11 protein-coding genes are annotated in these 14234 nt (G+C 74.0%); all 11 read right to left on the reverse strand.

Going from position 1 to position 14234, the window contains the following annotated elements:
• Positions 1-198: 198 nt before the first annotated feature.
• The 11 genes from ACZ3J7_RS38580 to ACZ3J7_RS38630 all read right to left on the reverse strand — a co-directional run bounded on the left by ACZ3J7_RS38580 (position 199) and on the right by ACZ3J7_RS38630 (position 14032).
• Positions 199-3213, reverse strand: a complete 3015-nt coding sequence (locus ACZ3J7_RS38580) for a helix-turn-helix transcriptional regulator (protein WP_465628071.1) — start codon at positions 3211-3213, stop codon at positions 199-201.
• 74 nt (positions 3214-3287) lie between these two features.
• Positions 3288-3491 (reverse strand): hypothetical protein, encoded by a 204-nt coding sequence (locus ACZ3J7_RS38585; protein WP_465628073.1) that lies wholly within the window; start codon positions 3489-3491, stop codon positions 3288-3290.
• Between the two features lie 233 nt (positions 3492-3724).
• Positions 3725-5224 carry an Asp-tRNA(Asn)/Glu-tRNA(Gln) amidotransferase subunit GatB gene (gatB, locus tag ACZ3J7_RS38590; RefSeq protein WP_465628075.1) on the reverse strand — a complete coding sequence of 500 codons (1500 nt, stop codon included), beginning with the start codon at positions 5222-5224 and terminating at the stop codon, positions 3725-3727.
• Positions 5225-5250: 26 nt separating this feature from the next.
• Positions 5251-5490: a hypothetical protein gene (locus tag ACZ3J7_RS38595; protein WP_014138190.1), complete on the reverse strand. Its 240-nt coding sequence runs from the start codon at positions 5488-5490 to the stop codon at positions 5251-5253.
• The gene (gene gatA, locus ACZ3J7_RS38600; protein WP_465628077.1) at positions 5487-6980 is read right to left on the reverse strand and encodes an Asp-tRNA(Asn)/Glu-tRNA(Gln) amidotransferase subunit GatA; all 1494 of its coding nucleotides are present in this window, start codon (positions 6978-6980) and stop codon (positions 5487-5489) included. The genes ACZ3J7_RS38595 and gatA overlap by 4 nt, the downstream gene beginning before the upstream one ends.
• Positions 6981-6985: 5 nt before the next feature.
• Entirely contained in the window at positions 6986-7282 is a 297-nt protein-coding gene (gene gatC / locus ACZ3J7_RS38605; protein ID WP_465628079.1) for an Asp-tRNA(Asn)/Glu-tRNA(Gln) amidotransferase subunit GatC, read from the reverse strand.
• A gap of 141 nt (positions 7283-7423) precedes the next feature.
• Positions 7424-9013: a putative bifunctional diguanylate cyclase/phosphodiesterase gene (locus ACZ3J7_RS38610; RefSeq protein WP_465628081.1), complete on the reverse strand. Its 1590-nt coding sequence runs from the start codon at positions 9011-9013 to the stop codon at positions 7424-7426.
• Positions 9014-9315: 302 nt separating this feature from the next.
• Positions 9316-11703, reverse strand: coding sequence for an NAD-dependent DNA ligase LigA (ligA, locus tag ACZ3J7_RS38615; protein ID WP_465628083.1), 2388 nt, complete (start codon positions 11701-11703; stop codon positions 9316-9318).
• Positions 11704-11723: 20 nt separating this feature from the next.
• A complete protein-coding gene (locus tag ACZ3J7_RS38620) occupies positions 11724-12677 on the reverse strand; it encodes a methionine synthase (RefSeq protein ID WP_465628088.1) in 954 nt (317 codons plus the stop codon).
• A gap of 119 nt (positions 12678-12796) precedes the next feature.
• Positions 12797-13486 (reverse strand): SDR family oxidoreductase, encoded by a 690-nt coding sequence (locus ACZ3J7_RS38625; protein ID WP_465628084.1) that lies wholly within the window; start codon positions 13484-13486, stop codon positions 12797-12799.
• A 12-nt stretch (positions 13487-13498) separates the two neighbouring features.
• Positions 13499-14032, reverse strand: coding sequence for an LOG family protein (locus tag ACZ3J7_RS38630; RefSeq protein WP_465628086.1), 534 nt, complete (start codon positions 14030-14032; stop codon positions 13499-13501).
• Positions 14033-14234 lie beyond the last annotated feature (202 nt).

The raw sequence follows: 14234 nt of genomic DNA on the forward strand, positions 1-14234 counted from the left end.
CCCTCCGGCCCGCGGCCGTACCGGTGTTCCCGCTTCGGACCCTACACCACTGCGGTCACGCACTGGCACGTCCGCTTGACTTAGAGTAATGAACCGCAGGTGGCGGGGAGCCGGTTGGGAGCGGGATCGCCCGTTCGGCTCAGGCGGACGGGCGCGCGGCGGGGGTCCGGGCCGGCCCAGGGACCGCCGGGGCCGGGCTCAGGAGCCGCCGGCGGCGGCCTCCTCGGGGAACAGCCGCAGCCGGTGGGCCAGTGCGGCGGCCTCGCCCCGGCCGCCGACGGCGAGCTTGGCGAGGATGTTGGAGACGTGCACGCTGGCGGTCTTCGGCGAGATGAACAGCCGTTCGGCGATCTGCCGGTTGCTGCGGCCGAGGGCGAGTTGGCGCAGCACGTCGCGCTCGCGGGGGGTGAGGCCGAGGCCGTCCTCGGCGGGAGCCCCCCGGCGGCCGCCGAGGCCGAGGCGTTCGGCGAGCAGGTCGGCGTCCTGCCGGGTGGTCAGGTCGCCGCCCCGGTCGGCGAGTTCGACGGCCTCGCGGAGCAGGGCGGCGGCCTCCTCGCGGTCGCCGCCGGCCGCGGCGTCCTCGGCGGTGCGCAGCAGGGCGCGGGTGAGCGGTCCGGGCAGGTCGGTGGTGCGCAGTTCGGCGAGGGCCCTGCGGCGGTGGGCGGCGGTGGGGCGGCCGGCGGCGCGGGCGAGTTCGCCGGCCAGCAGGGCGGCCCAGCCCCGGTCGAGGGCGCAGCGGGGGGTGAGCCGGGCGGCGAGGTCGGCGATCCGGGCGAGCGCGGCCTCGCCGTCGGGGGTGCGCGGGTACTGGTCGGCCTCGGCCTCGGCGGCGTGGGCGAGCAGCGGGAGCAGGTGGCCGTCCTGGCCGGTCAGGACGGTGCCGTCGAGGGCTTCGGCGAGCCGTTCGCGGGCCTGGTCGGGGCGGCCGAGGCGGACGGCGATCCGGATGCCGAGGGCGGCGGTGGGCAGCACGTGCTGGGGCTGGGAGCCGCCGCCCCCGCTGGCCTGGGCGGTCTGCCAGTGCGTCTCGGCCTCGGCGAAGGCGCCGCGCAGCAGGGCGAGTTCGCCGCGCAGCCGGTCCATGAACTCGCCGTGGGTGTCGGCCTCGGGCTTGTCGTCCCAGTCGGCGAGGACGGCGGCGGCCTCCTCGGTGCGGCCGACCGCGAGCAGCGCCTCGGCGAGGTTGCCGGTGAGGATCGGGCCGGTGTTGAGCAGCAGTCCGCTGCGGCGGGCGGCCTCCAGGCCCTCGCGGGCGGCGGTGACGGCGTCGGCGGCGCGGCCGTAGGAGAGCAGCATGCTGGCGAGGTTGTTCAGGCCGCGGGTGTGGACGTCGTCGTTGCCGAGCGGCCGGGCCTGTTCGACGGCCTCGGTGAGCAGGGCGACGGCGCGCTCGGGGTCGTCGAAGTCGCCGAGCAGGCCGGCCAGGGTGACCCGGGCGTGCACCTCGACGGAGGGCGCGCCGACCTGCCGGGCGATCTCGACGGCGCGTTCGGCGGTGGCCACCGCCTCGGTGCTCGGGCTGCGGAGCAGGCCGTGCGCGGCCTCCAGGGCGAGCGCCTCGGCCTGCACGGCGGTCGGGCCGAGGTCGCGGACGAGGCGCTGGGCGTAGGTGATCTCCTCCAGGCCGCCGAGCCGCTTGAGGTGGTCGAGCATCTTGGCGCGCTGGAGCCGGAACCAGGCGGCGCGCAGCGGGTTGCGCTCCTCGTCGACCAGGGCGAGGGCGCGGCGGGCCAGGCTCTGCCCGTGGTCGCGGTCGCCGGCCCGGCGGGCGGCGACCACCGCCTCGGCGAGCACGTCGACGAGCTGGAGCCGGTCGCAGCCGTCGTGCTCGCCGTCGTCGCAGGCGCACGGCGGGTAGGTGTCGGCCCAGTCGTGCGGGCGCAGGGTGGTGGCGAGGACCTGTTCGGAGACGGTCTCCCAGAGCTCGATGGCGCGTTCGAGCATGGTGAGCTGTTCGGCGAAGGCGTTGCGCCGGCGGGCGACCCGGGCCGCTTCCAGGGCGGCGGGCAGCGCCCGGGCGGGCTGGTGGGCGCGGTACCAGTAGTCGGCGAGCCGGGCGGTGCGCTGCTCGGCCCGGACCAGTTCGGGGTCGGCCTCCAGGACGGTGGCGAAGCGCCGGTTGACGGCCTGCCGCTCACCGGGCAGCAGGTCGTCGGAGACCGCCTCGCGGACCAGCGCGTGCCGGAACCGGTAGCCCTCGCCGTCGGTGTCGGGGCGCAGGATGTTGGCGCCGACGGCGGTGCGCAGCGCGGAGATCAGCGCGTCCTCGCCGCCCGCGCCGCTCTCCGCGACGACGGCGGCGAGCAGGGCGTGCTCGATCCGGGAGCCGCCCTCGGCGGCGATCCGGACGATCCGCTGGGTCTCCTCGGGCAGGGCCTCGACCCGGACCAGCAGGATGTCGCGCAGCGACTCGGTGACGCAGGCCAGGCAGCCGTCGCGGTAGGCGGTGGCGAGTTCCTCGACGAAGAACGGGTTGCCCTCGGAGCGGCGGTGGATCCGGTCCACCACGTCCCGGCCGGGGGCGTCGGGGCCGAGGATGCCGGCGAGTTGGGCGGCCACCTCGGGCCGGTCGAGCCGTTCGAGTTCGTGCCGCTGGACGGTGCGCAGCCGCTCCAGCTCGGCCAGGAAGGGCCGCAGCGGGTGCCGGCGGTGCAGGTCGTCGGTGCGGTAGGTGGCGACGATCAGCACCCGGGAGCGGTGCAGGGTGCGCACCAGGTAGGCGAGCAGTTCCCGGGTGGAGCGGTCGGACCAGTGCAGGTCCTCGACGGCGAGCAGCAGGGTCCGCCCCTCGCTGAGGCGCTCGAACAGCCGGGCGGTGTGCTCGAACAGCCGGGCCCGGCCGTACTCGTCGTTGCCCTCCCCGTCGGCCTCCCCGAAGTCCGGCAGCAGCCGGGCGAGGTGACCCTCCAGCCCGGCCGCCGCCGCGTCCAACTCCGGTCCCAGGCGCCGGTGCAGGCGGCGCAGCGCGGCCGAGAGCGGCCCGTAGGGCAGGCCCTCCGCGCCGACCTCCAGGCAGGCGCCGAGCGCGGTGACCGCGCCGTCCGCCTCGGCCTGCGCCAGGAACTCCTCGATCAGCCTGGTCTTCCCGACCCCCGCCTCGCCGCCGATCAGCACGGCCTGCGGCTCCCCCGCCCCCGCCCGGTCCAGTGCGGCGGCGAGCAGGCCGGTCTCCCGGCCGCGTCCGACGAAGACCGGGCTGACTGTCTGCTCCATGTCCGTGAGCATGCCACAGCCCTCGAACACGGCCGAACGGTTATCCCGACCGGTGGACGGGCCGGGTCCCGCGGTCATCCCGCGCAGCCCGCCACGGCGCCGGAGCGGACCTGCTCCGCCACCCGCCCGGACGGCGCGGCGGGCGCCCGGCGCACCGCCCGCACCACCCGTCCGACCAGCCCGCCGCGCTCCCCGACCGCCTCGCGGGCCAGCCGCTCGGCGGCGGCCCGGCCGTGCAGTTCGCGCTCCCGCGCCTTGAACAGCTCGTACTCGTACATCGCGTGTTTCCCCTCGTCGCGTTCTGGGGTCAAGCCTCCGCCCCCAGGGGGGTGCGCGACATCGGGAGTCCGCCCGATCTCCGCGGCCCGCCGGCCGGGAAAACGGCGGTGCCCGCCCCCGGTCGGGGGCGGGCACCGGGCCCGGAACGCCTAAGGAGCCTCCTTAGCCGCCTCCGGACCGCCTAAGACCATCCTCAGGCCTTGACTCAGACCTACTCGGGCCTGACTCGGACCTAGGCCAACTTCTCCAGGATCAGGTCCTTGACCCTCGCCGCGTCGGCCTGCCCGCGGGTGGTCTTCATGACCGCGCCGACCAGCGCGCCCACCGCCTGCACCTTGCCGTCGCGGATCTTCGCGGCGACGTCCGGGTTGTCGGCGATGGCCTGGTCGACGGCCGCGCCGAGCGCGGAGTCGTCGGAGACCACGGCCAGGCCGCGCCCGGCGACCACGTCGTCCGGCTCGCCCTCGCCGGCGAGGACGCCCTCGATGACCTGGCGGGCCAGCTTGTCGTTGAGCTTGCCCTCGGCGACCAGCGCGCACACCCGGGCCACCTGGGCCGGGGTGATCGGCTGCTCGGACAGCTCGGTGCCGGTCTCGTTGGCGCGCCGCGCCAGCTCGCCCATCCACCACTTGCGGGCCTGGTCGGCGGGGGCGCCGGCCGCGATGGTCTCCGAGATCGGCTCCACCGCACCGGCGTTGAGCACCGACTGCATGTCCTTGTCGGTCAGGCCCCACTCGGCCTGCAGCCGGGCCCGGCGGACCCGGGGCAGCTCCGGCAGGGAGGCCCGCAGCTCCTCGACCCACTCCCGGGCCGGGGCGACCGGCACCAGGTCGGGCTCGGGGAAGTACCGGTAGTCCTCGGCGTTGTCCTTGATCCGGCCGGCCGTGGTGGAGCCGTCCTCCTCGTGGAAGTGCCGGGTCTCCTGGACGATCGTCCCGCCGTCGGCGAGGACGGTGGCGTGCCGCTGGATCTCGAACCGGGCGGCCCGCTCGACGCTGCGCAGCGAGTTGACGTTCTTGGTCTCGCTGCGGGTGCCGAAGGTCGAGGTGCCGTTGGGGCGCAGCGACAGGTTGACGTCGCAGCGCATCTGGCCCTTGTCCATCCGGGCCTCGGAGACGCCCAGCGCCTTGATCAGCTCGCGCAGCTCGGCGACGTACGCCCGGGCGACCTCGGGGGCCCGGTGGCCCGCGCCCTCGATCGGCTTGGTGACGATCTCGATCAGCGGGATGCCGGCCCGGTTGTAGTCCAGCAGCGAGTACTCCGCGCCGTGGATCCGGCCGGTGGCGCCGCCGACGTGGGTGGACTTGCCGGTGTCCTCCTCCATGTGGGCGCGCTCGATCTCCACCCGGAAGACCTCGCCGTCCTCCAACTGCACGTCGAGGTAGCCGTTGAAGGCGATCGGCTCGTCGTACTGGCTGGTCTGGAAGTTCTTCGGCATGTCCGGGTAGAAGTAGTTCTTCCGGGCGAACCGGCACCACTCGGCGATCTCGCAGTTCAGCGCGAGCCCGATCCGGATCGCCGACTCCACGCCGACCGCGTTGACCACCGGCAGCGAGCCGGGCAGGCCGAGGCAGGTCGGGCAGGTCTGCGAGTTCGGCTCGGCACCCAGCTCGGTGGAGCAGCCGCAGAACATCTTGGTCTTGGTACCCAGCTCGACGTGGACCTCAAGGCCCATCACCGGGTCGTACGAGGCGAGAGCCTCCTCGTAGGAGACCAGGCTCATGACGCTCACAGCGTCCCTTCTTCCATCATGGGTGTTCAGCCGAGCAGGACGTCGTCGTCGCCGAGACGCTTGAGCTCGCGGACGAGGAGCGCGGTGCCGGTGATCAGGGCGGCGGCGCCGACCACGGCGTTGATCAGCTTGAGGGTGTCGTTGTCGGCGCGGGCGCCGCGGATGTCCTTGGCGATGGAGATCGCGCCGAAGGCGCTGGTGCCGATGGACAGCCACAGGCCGGGCTTCGAGTGCTTCCAGCCCTTGGCCTTCTCGATCTTGCTCACAGTGCCGGTGCCTCCTCCAGCAGGGCGTGGCCCCACTTGTCGTTGAGCGCGGCCTCGACGGCGCCGCCCACGCGGTAGAGGCGGTCGTCCGCCATCGCGGGGGCGATGATCTGCAGGCCGACCGGGAGATTGTCCTCCGGGGCGAGGCCGCAGGGCAGCGACATGGCCGCGTTGCCGGCGAGGTTCGAGGGAATGGTGCACAGGTCGGCGAGGTACATCGCCAACGGGTCGTCGGTGCGCTCGCCGAGGCGGAAGGCGGTGGTCGGGGTGGTCGGGGAGACCAGCACGTCCACGCCCGCGAAGGCGGCGTCGAAGTCCCGCGAGATCAGGGTGCGGACCTTCTGCGCGGAGCCGTAGTAGGCGTCGTAGTAGCCGGAGGAGAGCGCGTAGGTGCCGAGGATGATGCGGCGCTTGACCTCGGCGCCGAAGCCGGCCTCGCGGGTGAGCGCGGTGACCTGCTCGGCGGAGCGGGTGCCGTCGTCGCCGACCCGCAGGCCGTAGCGCATCGCGTCGAACCGGGCGAGGTTCGAGGAGGCCTCGGACGGGGCGATCAGGTAGTACGCGGGCATCGCCAGCGTGAAGGACGGGCAGGAGACCTCGACGACCTCGGCGCCCAGTTCGCGCAGCAGCTCGACGGACTCCTCGAAGCGCTGCATGACGCCGGCCTGGTAGCCCTCGCCGGCGAACTCCTTGACGACGCCGATCCGCATGCCGCGCACGTCGCGCATCCGGGCGGCGGCGACCACGTCCGGGACGGGGGCGTCGATGGAGGTGGAGTCGAGCGGGTCGTGGCCGGCGATCGCCTCGTGCAGCAGGGCGGTGTCGAGCACGGTGCGGGCGCACGGGCCGCCCTGGTCCAGCGAGGAGGAGAACGCGACCAGGCCGTAGCGGGACACCGAGCCGTAGGTGGGCTTGACGCCGACGGTGCCGGTGACGGCGCCGGGCTGGCGGATCGAGCCGCCGGTGTCGGTGCCGATCGCCAGCGGCGCCTCGAAGGCGGCCAGCGCGGCCGCCGAGCCGCCGCCGGAGCCGCCGGGGATCCGGCCGAGGTCCCACGGGTTGCCGGTCGGGCCGTAGGCGGAGTTCTCGGTGGAGGAGCCCATCGCGAACTCGTCCATGTTGGTCTTGCCGAGGATGACGACGTCGGCGTCCCGGAGGCGCGTGGTCAGGGTGGCGTCGTACGGCGGCACCCAGCCTTCCAGGATCTTCGAGCCGCAGGTGGTCGGCATGCCCTTGGTGGTGAAGACGTCCTTGAGCGCGAGCGGCACGCCGGCCAGCGGGCCGAGCTCGGCGCCGGCGGCGCGCTTGGCGTCGACGGCGCGGGCCGCGGCCAGCGCGCCCTCGTGGTCGACGTGCAGGAAGGCGTTGACCTTCTTGTCGACGGCGTCGATCCGGTCCAGGTGGGCCTGGGCGACCTCGACGGCCGTGACCTCGCCCCTGGCGATCGCGGTGGCGGTCTCGGCCGCCGTGTACTTGATCAGCTCGGTCATCTCGGTCAGTCCTCCCCGAGGATCTGCGGCACGCGGAAACGCTGGTCCTCGCCGGCCGGAGCGCCGGACAGGGCCTGCTCCGGGGTCAGCGACGGCCGCACCTCGTCCGCCCGCATCACGTTGGTGAGCGGGAGCGGGTGGGAGGTCGGCGGGACGTCCTGCCCCGCGACCTCGGAAACGCGGGCGACCGCGCCGATGATCACGTCGAGCTGCTCGGCGAAGTGGTCCAACTCCTCCGCCTGCAACTCCAGACGCGACAGCCGGGCGAGGTGGGCGACCTCCTCGCGCGTGATGCCAGCCATGCAGCGATCCTCAAGGGTGAGTTCTGGTGGACCGGGCGGCGCTGGGCACACCCGTCCTTTCGGTCCTAAGGGGCCATCCTATGGGCAGAAGGGGTACCGCCCGGGAACGCGTTCCCGGGCGGTACCCCTCGGTGCGCGCGGTCAGCGCGGCAGCGACTCCACCGGCGGCGCTTCGTTGCGGCGCACCAGCAGCCAGGCGGTGGCCTGGTCGGCGGGCAGCGCCGCGGAGACCAGCCAGCCCTGGACGGCGTCGACGCCCATGTCGTGCAGCCGTTCCCAGGTCTCGTCGTCCTCGACGCCCTCGGCGACCACGGTCAGCCCGAGCGAGTGGGCGAGCTCGACCGAGCAGCGGACCACGGCGGCGTCGTGGTCGTCGGCGACCATCCGGGAGACGAAGGAGCGGTCGATCTTGAGTTCGCCGACCGGCAGGCTGCGCAGCCGCACCAGCGAGGAGTGGCCGGTGCCGAAGTCGTCCAGCGACATCCGGACGCCGTAGCGCCGCAGTTCGGCGAGGGTGTCGGCGGCCCGCCGGCTGTCGTCGAGCAACAGCCGTTCGGTGATCTCCAGTTGGAGCGCGGCGGCCGGCACCTGGTGCCGGGTGAGGTGTCCGGCGACCCGGGCGGCGAAGCCGGGGTTGAGGACGTCGCGCGGCGAGACGTTGACGGCGACCGGCACCATCAGGCCCTGGTGGCGCCAGCGGGCGATCTGCCCGACGGCGCTCTCCAGCACGTAGTCGGTGAGCCGCGGCATCAGCCCGGAGGACTCGGCGAGGGCGATGAACTCGTCCGGCGCCACCCGCCCCTGCCCGGGCCGGTCCCAGCGGACCAGGGCCTCCAGGCCGACGACGCTGCCGTCGAAGGCCACCTTGGGCTGGTAGTGCAGCTGCACCTCGTTCATCTCGATGGCCCGCCGCAGGTCGCCGAGCAGGCCGATCCGGTACGGGGTGTCGAGGTCGCGGGCCTCGTCGTAGCTCTCGACGCCGCTGCGGCTGTGCTGGGCGTGGCCCATCGCGACGTCGGCCCGGCGCAGAAGCGATTCTGCGTCCTGGGCGTGGGTCGGGTAGGCGCACACTCCGGCGCTGGCCTCCAGGACGAGCAGCAGGCCGTCCAGCCGGATCGGCGCGGCCAGTTCGGCGATCAGCGCCTTCGCGGTCCGCTCCAGCACCTCGGTGCTGCCCACGCCGGGCAGCAGCACCGCGAACTCGTCGCCGCCCATCCGGGCCACCACCGGGCGCTCGCCGCGGCCGACCGGCGGGGGCAGCGCGGTGGCGTCCTCGCCGTCCCTGGGGTGGCCGGTGCCGGTGCGCAGGGCGCGGTGCAGCCGGCGGGCGATGTGCACCAGCAGCCGGTCGCCCGCGGTGTGGCCGAGGGCGTCGTTGAGCGAGCGGAAGCGGTCCAGGTCGAGCAGGATCAGCCCGACGCCGTGGCCGGGTTCGGCTTCGTGCCGGGCCAGTGCCTCCTGGGTGGCGATCAGCAGGGCCTGCCGGTTGGGCAGGTCGGTCAGCGGGTCGGTGAGCTGGTCGCGCGCCCGGTCCCGGGCGATCCGCCAGGCGGCGACCAGCACGGCGAGCGGAACCGCGAACAGCGGCAGCAGTTCGGGTTCGTAGCGGTACACCAGGACGGCCAGCGGGATGAGCGGCGCGGCCCCGGCCAGCAGCACGCCGAGCAGCAGGACCGCCCCTGCCACCCCCTGCGGCGGACGCGTGGGCGCGCCGCCGGTCGTACGATCCATAAGCCCAGTCCTCCGTCGGGCCCGCCCCCCGGCGGGGCCGCCTCACGGTGAGGCACCCCTCTCCTCAGAGGTGCCGGTGGACGTCAGACGAGGGCGTGTCCCCGGGGCCCCGGCCGGAAGGCCGGCGCCACACACTCCTGCTGACAGTTCGTAGCGCCCAGGGTATGCCGGGGTGCGCCGCCTGGGCGCACTTTCGGGCCACCTCTGAGCGCTACGTCATATCCGCGCGTTGTTCAGTGACACCATGCCCGATTTCCTTCTCGAACACCCGACCGGCGCGGCATCAGGACGGTAACGACCCGTCAGGAATCCCTCTTCGCCGTCTCCCCGTCGGCGTTCTCCCCCACCGCGCCCGCTCCGTTCGCACCCGTCCCGCCGGTCGCGGCGGCCGCCCCGTCCGCCTCCCGCGCGCCGTCCGCGCCCCCGTCCGCGCCCCCGTCCGCGCCGCCGAGCGGCTCCAGGCCGAGGTGCGCCCGGGCGGCGTCCGCGCCCCGCTCCAGCAGGACGGCGAATCCCGCGTCGTCCAGCACCGGGAGGCCCAGTTGCACCGCCTTGTCGTACTTCGAGCCGGGATTGTCACCGGCCACCACGAAATGCGTCTTCTTCGACACCGAGCCGGTGACCTTGGCGCCGCGCGAGGCGAGCGCCTCCTTGGCGCCGTCCCGGGTGTGGCCGGCCAGCGTGCCGGTGACCACCACGGTCAGGCCCTCCAGCGGGCGTTCGCCCCGCTCCTCGGCCTCTTCGGTGAAGACCACGCCGGCGGCGCGCCACTTCTCCAGGATCTCCCGGTGCCAGTCCTCGGCGTACCACTCCTTGACCGCCCGGGCGATGGTCGGGCCGACGCCCTCGACGGCGGCCAGCTCGCTCTCGTCGGCGGCGAACACCCGGTCCAGGTCGCGGAACTCGCGGGCCAGCGCCTGGGCGGCGACCGGGCCGACGTGCCGGATCGAGAGGCCGTTCAGGAAGCGCCACAGCGGGCGGTCCCTGGCCTTGTCCAGGTTCTCCAGCAGGACCCCGGTGTTCTTCTTGGGCGCACCCGCGTTGTTCGCGAAGAAGAACACCTCCTTCTCCTTGCCGGTCTTGTCGTCCGGCTTGGGCATGCCGGTCTTCGGGTCGCGCACCAGCACCTTGATCGGCAGCAGCCGCTCCTCGGTCAGCCCGAAGATGTCGCCCTCGTTGCGCACCGGCGCCTCCACCGGCGGCAGCGGCTGGGTGAGCGCGGTGGCGGCGACGTAGCCCAGCCCCTCGACGTCCAGGCACTGCCGGCCGCCGAGGAAGGCGATCCGCTCGCGGACCTGGGCCGGGCAGTACTGGGCGTTGGGGCAGCGCAGGTCGATGTCGCCCTCGGACATCGGGCGCAGCACGCTCCGGCACTCCGGGCACTTCTCCGGCATCTCGAACGGGGTCTCGGCGCCGGTGCGCTTCTCCACCACCGGGCCGATGATCTCCGGGATCACGTCGCCGGCCTTGCGCAGCACCACGGTGTCGCCGATCAGCACGCCCTTGGCCTTGACCACCTGCTGGTTGTGCAGGGTGGCGTACTGCACCATCGACCCGGCCACCTTCACCGGCTCCGCCAGCACCGCGTACGGGGTGGCCCGGCCGGTGCGGCCGATGCCGATCTGGATCGCGGCGAGCTCGGCGGTGACCTCCTCCGGCGGGTACTTCCAGGCGATCGCCCAGCGCGGCGACTTGGAGGTGGCGCCGAGCCGGCCCTGGAGGGGGATCTCGTCGACCTTGACCACCACGCCGTCGATCTCGTGCTCGACGGAGTGCCGCTGCTCGCCGAAGTGCTCGATGAACGCCCGCACCTCGTCGAGCGTGCCGACCACCCGGTTGTGCCGGGCGGTGGGCAGGCCCCAGCCGCGCAGCAGGTCGTACGCGTGCGACTGGCGGTCGATGTCGAAGCCGACCCGGGCGCCGATGCCGTGCACCACCATCCGCAGCGGGCGGGCGGCGGTGACCAGCGGGTCCTTCTGCCGGAGCGAGCCGGCCGCGGCGTTGCGCGGGTTCATGAACAGCCGGATCAGCGCCCGGGGCCGCTTGCCCTCCTTGGCGCGCTCCTCGTTCTCCTGCCGGCGGCGGACGTTCTCGGCCTCGAAGGAGGCGTTCAGCGCCTCGAACTCCTCGGTCGGGAAGAACACCTCGCCGCGGACCTCCACCAGCTCCGGCAGGTCCTCGCCGTGCAGCCGGTGCGGGATCTCGGCGATGGTGCGGACGTTGGGGGTGATGTCCTCGCCGACCCGGCCGTCGCCGCGGGTGGCGGCCTGCACCAGCACGCCGCGCTCGTACGTCAGGTTGACGGCCAGGCCGTCGACCTTCAGCTCGCACAGGTAGTGGTAGTCGATGCCGGCCAGCTCGGTGGCGACCCGCTCGGCCCAGGCGGCCAGCTCCTCGCCGTCCATCGCGTTGTCCAGGCTGAGCAGCCGCTCGCGGTGCTCGACCGGGGCGAACAGCGCGGTGGGCGCGCCGCCGACCTTCTGGGTGGGCGAGTCGGGCGTCACCAGTGCCGGGTGCTCGTCCTCCAGCGCCTGCAGCTCCCGCATCAGGGCGTCGAACTCGGCGTCGGTGACGACCGGCGCGTCCTGCTCGTAGTACCGGGAACGGTGCTCCTCGATCTCGGTCGCCAGTTCGGCGTGCCGCGTCCGCACCTCCGCCGGGATCTCCTCCCAGCCCTCCACAGCCGCCACCGCGCCGTCCTCCTCGTTCGCTACTCCGGGTTGTCCACCAGGCTCCGGGCGGCGCGGACCGCGGTGGCCAGCGCCCGCCGCGCGTACGCCGGGGAGGCCCCCGCCAGCCCGCACGTGGGGGTCACCACGACTCGGCGGCCCAGCAGTTCGGGGGCCAGACCGAGCCGGCGCCACAGCGTCCTGACACCCTGGACACTACCGGCCGGGTCCGACCTTTCGACGTCAGTGGACGGCACCACACCGGCGAGCAGCAGCGTGCCGCCCTCGACCGCCTCGCCGAGGTCGTCGTCGGCGCGCTCGGTCAGCAGGCCGAAGTCCAGGCTGATCCCGGCGACGCCGGCCCGGCGCAGCAGCGCGATCGGCACCTCCGGCGCGCAACTGTGCACCAGGACGGGCGCGTCGAGGCCGCCGACCAGCTCGCGCAGGGCCTGCTCGGCGAGTTGGCGGTCCACCGCGCGCAGCCGCTGGAAGCCGCTGGCGGTCTTCACCGAGCCGGCCAGCACGGCGGGCAGCAGCGGTTCGTCGAGCTGCAGCACCACGGTCGCGCCGGGGACCCGGCGGCGGACGTCGGCCAGGTGGCGGCGCAGGCCGTCGGTGAGCGAGCCGGCGATGTCGCGGCAGGCGCCGGGGTCGCTGAGCGCCTTCTCGCCGTGCCTGAGCTCGATCGAGCCGGCCAGCGTCCACGGGCCGGCGGCCTGCACCTTGAGCAGGCCGCCGTAGCCCTGGGCGTACTCCTCCAGGGCGTCGAGGTCCTCGCCGAGCCAGGACACCGCCCGCCTGGTGTCGCGGCCGGGGCGGTCGGTGAAGCGCCAGCCGCTGGGCTCGGTCTGCACGAACAGCTCGGTCAGCAGCCCGGCGCCGCGGCCGATCATGTCGGCGCCCGGGCCGCGGGCGGGCAGTTCGGGCAGGTGCGGGAGCTGTTCCAGCTCGGCCGTCACGCCCCGGGCCGTGTCCCTGGCGTCGCCGCCGGGCATCGAGCCGACCCCGGTCGCCGCTCCGGCCAGTTCCGCGAAAACGTCCACGTCAGTCACGGGGAGAGCCTACGAGGCCGGGGAGGGGCACGGGAAACGGCCCGCACCCCTCCCCGGTCGCGCTACCTGCCGGGCCGGACGGTGATCTCGGTGATCTCGGCGTCCCGCGGCAGGTCGAGCGCGGTGAGGACGGCGGTGGCGACCGACTCCGGCGCGATCCAGCGCTCCGGGTCGTACGCCTGGCCCTCCTGCTGGTGCACCTTCTGCTGCATCGGGGTGGCCGTCCGCCCCGGGTAGACGCTGGTCACCCGGACGCCGTTGGCGTGCTCCTCCTGCCGCAGCGCGTCGGCCAGCGCGCGCACCGCGAACTTGCTGGCCGCGTACGAGCCCCAGGTCGGGTCGGCGCGCAGGCCGGCGCCGGAGTTGACGAACACCACGTGGCCGCGGGCCAGCCGCAGCGAGGGCAGCAGCAGCCGGGTGAGCTCGGCGGGCGCGACCGCGTTGACGTTGAGCTGGTGCTGCCAGGCCTTGACCGGGGTCTCGGCGACCGTGCCGAGCTCGACCACGCCGGCGACGTGCAGCAGCGAGTCCAGTTCGACCGGGAGGGTCTGGTGCCCGAAGGCCCAGGACAGCTTGGCCGGGTCGTCCAGGTCGCCGACCAGGGTCCTCGCGTCGGGGTAGCGCTCGCGCAGCTGGGCGGTGCGGCGCGCGTCCCGGACGAGCAGCCAGAGCTCCTCGCCGCGGGCGGTGAGCTTGTCGGCGACGACGGCGCCGATGCCGGAGCCGGCGCCGGTGATCAGGTGGACACCCAATTCGATCTTCCTCTACGACTGGTGGGCGGACAGGTGGGCGAGGGCCTCGGCCGGGGTCTGCGCGAAGGCCACCAGCTCGGCGAGCGGGCGGGGCAGGAAGCCCTCGGCGTCCATCCGCTCCAACTGGAGGCGCAGGCCGGTGTAGAAGCCCTCGCTGTCCAGGACGACCACCGGCTTGTCGTGCAGGCCGTGCTTCTTCAGCTCCAGCACCTCGGTGATCTCGTCGAGCGTGCCGACCCCGCCGACCAGCACCACCAGCGCGTCGCCGTGCGCCAGCAGCTCGGCCTTCCGGGTCGGCAGGTCCGGCATGGTCACCAGCTCGTCCGCGCCCTCGTACGCCTTGTGCCGCAGGAACTCCACCGAGATCCCGACCAGCCGGCCGCCGGCCGCCTTGACCCCGTCCGCGAGCTGGCCCATCAGCCCGGCGTGCGACCCGCCCCACACCAGCGTGTGCCCGGCCTCGCCGAGCAGCCGGGCGAACTCGGCCGCCGGGGCGGTGTACTTGGCGTCGAGGGAGTTGGCGGAGCAGAAGACCGTGATGTTCATAGTGCCTCCAGTCCTATCACCGCCCGGCGCGCCCGGGTCAAACCGGTTTCCTCCCGGCCCCGGCGGTCGGTGGCACCCGGCACCGGCCGGGCCGGGAAGGGCCTAGATGTACTGACCCGTGAGGTTGGTTACGCGGCTGGCGGGTGGTTTGCCTGCGAGTGCGGTGTGTCCGCGGTGGTGATTGTAGGTATGGAGCCAAGCG

The organism is Kitasatospora sp. NPDC015121 (assembly GCF_055562955.1).

Coding starts and splice junctions, on each gene's coding strand:
- gatC (WP_465628079.1), bottom strand. CDS start 7,282: ATGGCTGGCATCACGCGCGAGGAGGTCGCCCACCTCGCCCGGCTGTCG.
- ACZ3J7_RS38630 (WP_465628086.1), bottom strand. CDS start 14,032: ATGAACATCACGGTCTTCTGCTCCGCCAACTCCCTCGACGCCAAGTAC.
- gatA (WP_465628077.1), bottom strand. CDS start 6,980: ATGACCGAGCTGATCAAGTACACGGCGGCCGAGACCGCCACCGCGATC.
- ACZ3J7_RS38580 (WP_465628071.1), bottom strand. CDS start 3,213: ATGGAGCAGACAGTCAGCCCGGTCTTCGTCGGACGCGGCCGGGAGACC.
- ACZ3J7_RS38585 (WP_465628073.1), bottom strand. CDS start 3,491: ATGTACGAGTACGAGCTGTTCAAGGCGCGGGAGCGCGAACTGCACGGC.
- ACZ3J7_RS38610 (WP_465628081.1), bottom strand. CDS start 9,013: ATGGATCGTACGACCGGCGGCGCGCCCACGCGTCCGCCGCAGGGGGTG.
- ACZ3J7_RS38620 (WP_465628088.1), bottom strand. CDS start 12,677: ATGCCCGGCGGCGACGCCAGGGACACGGCCCGGGGCGTGACGGCCGAG.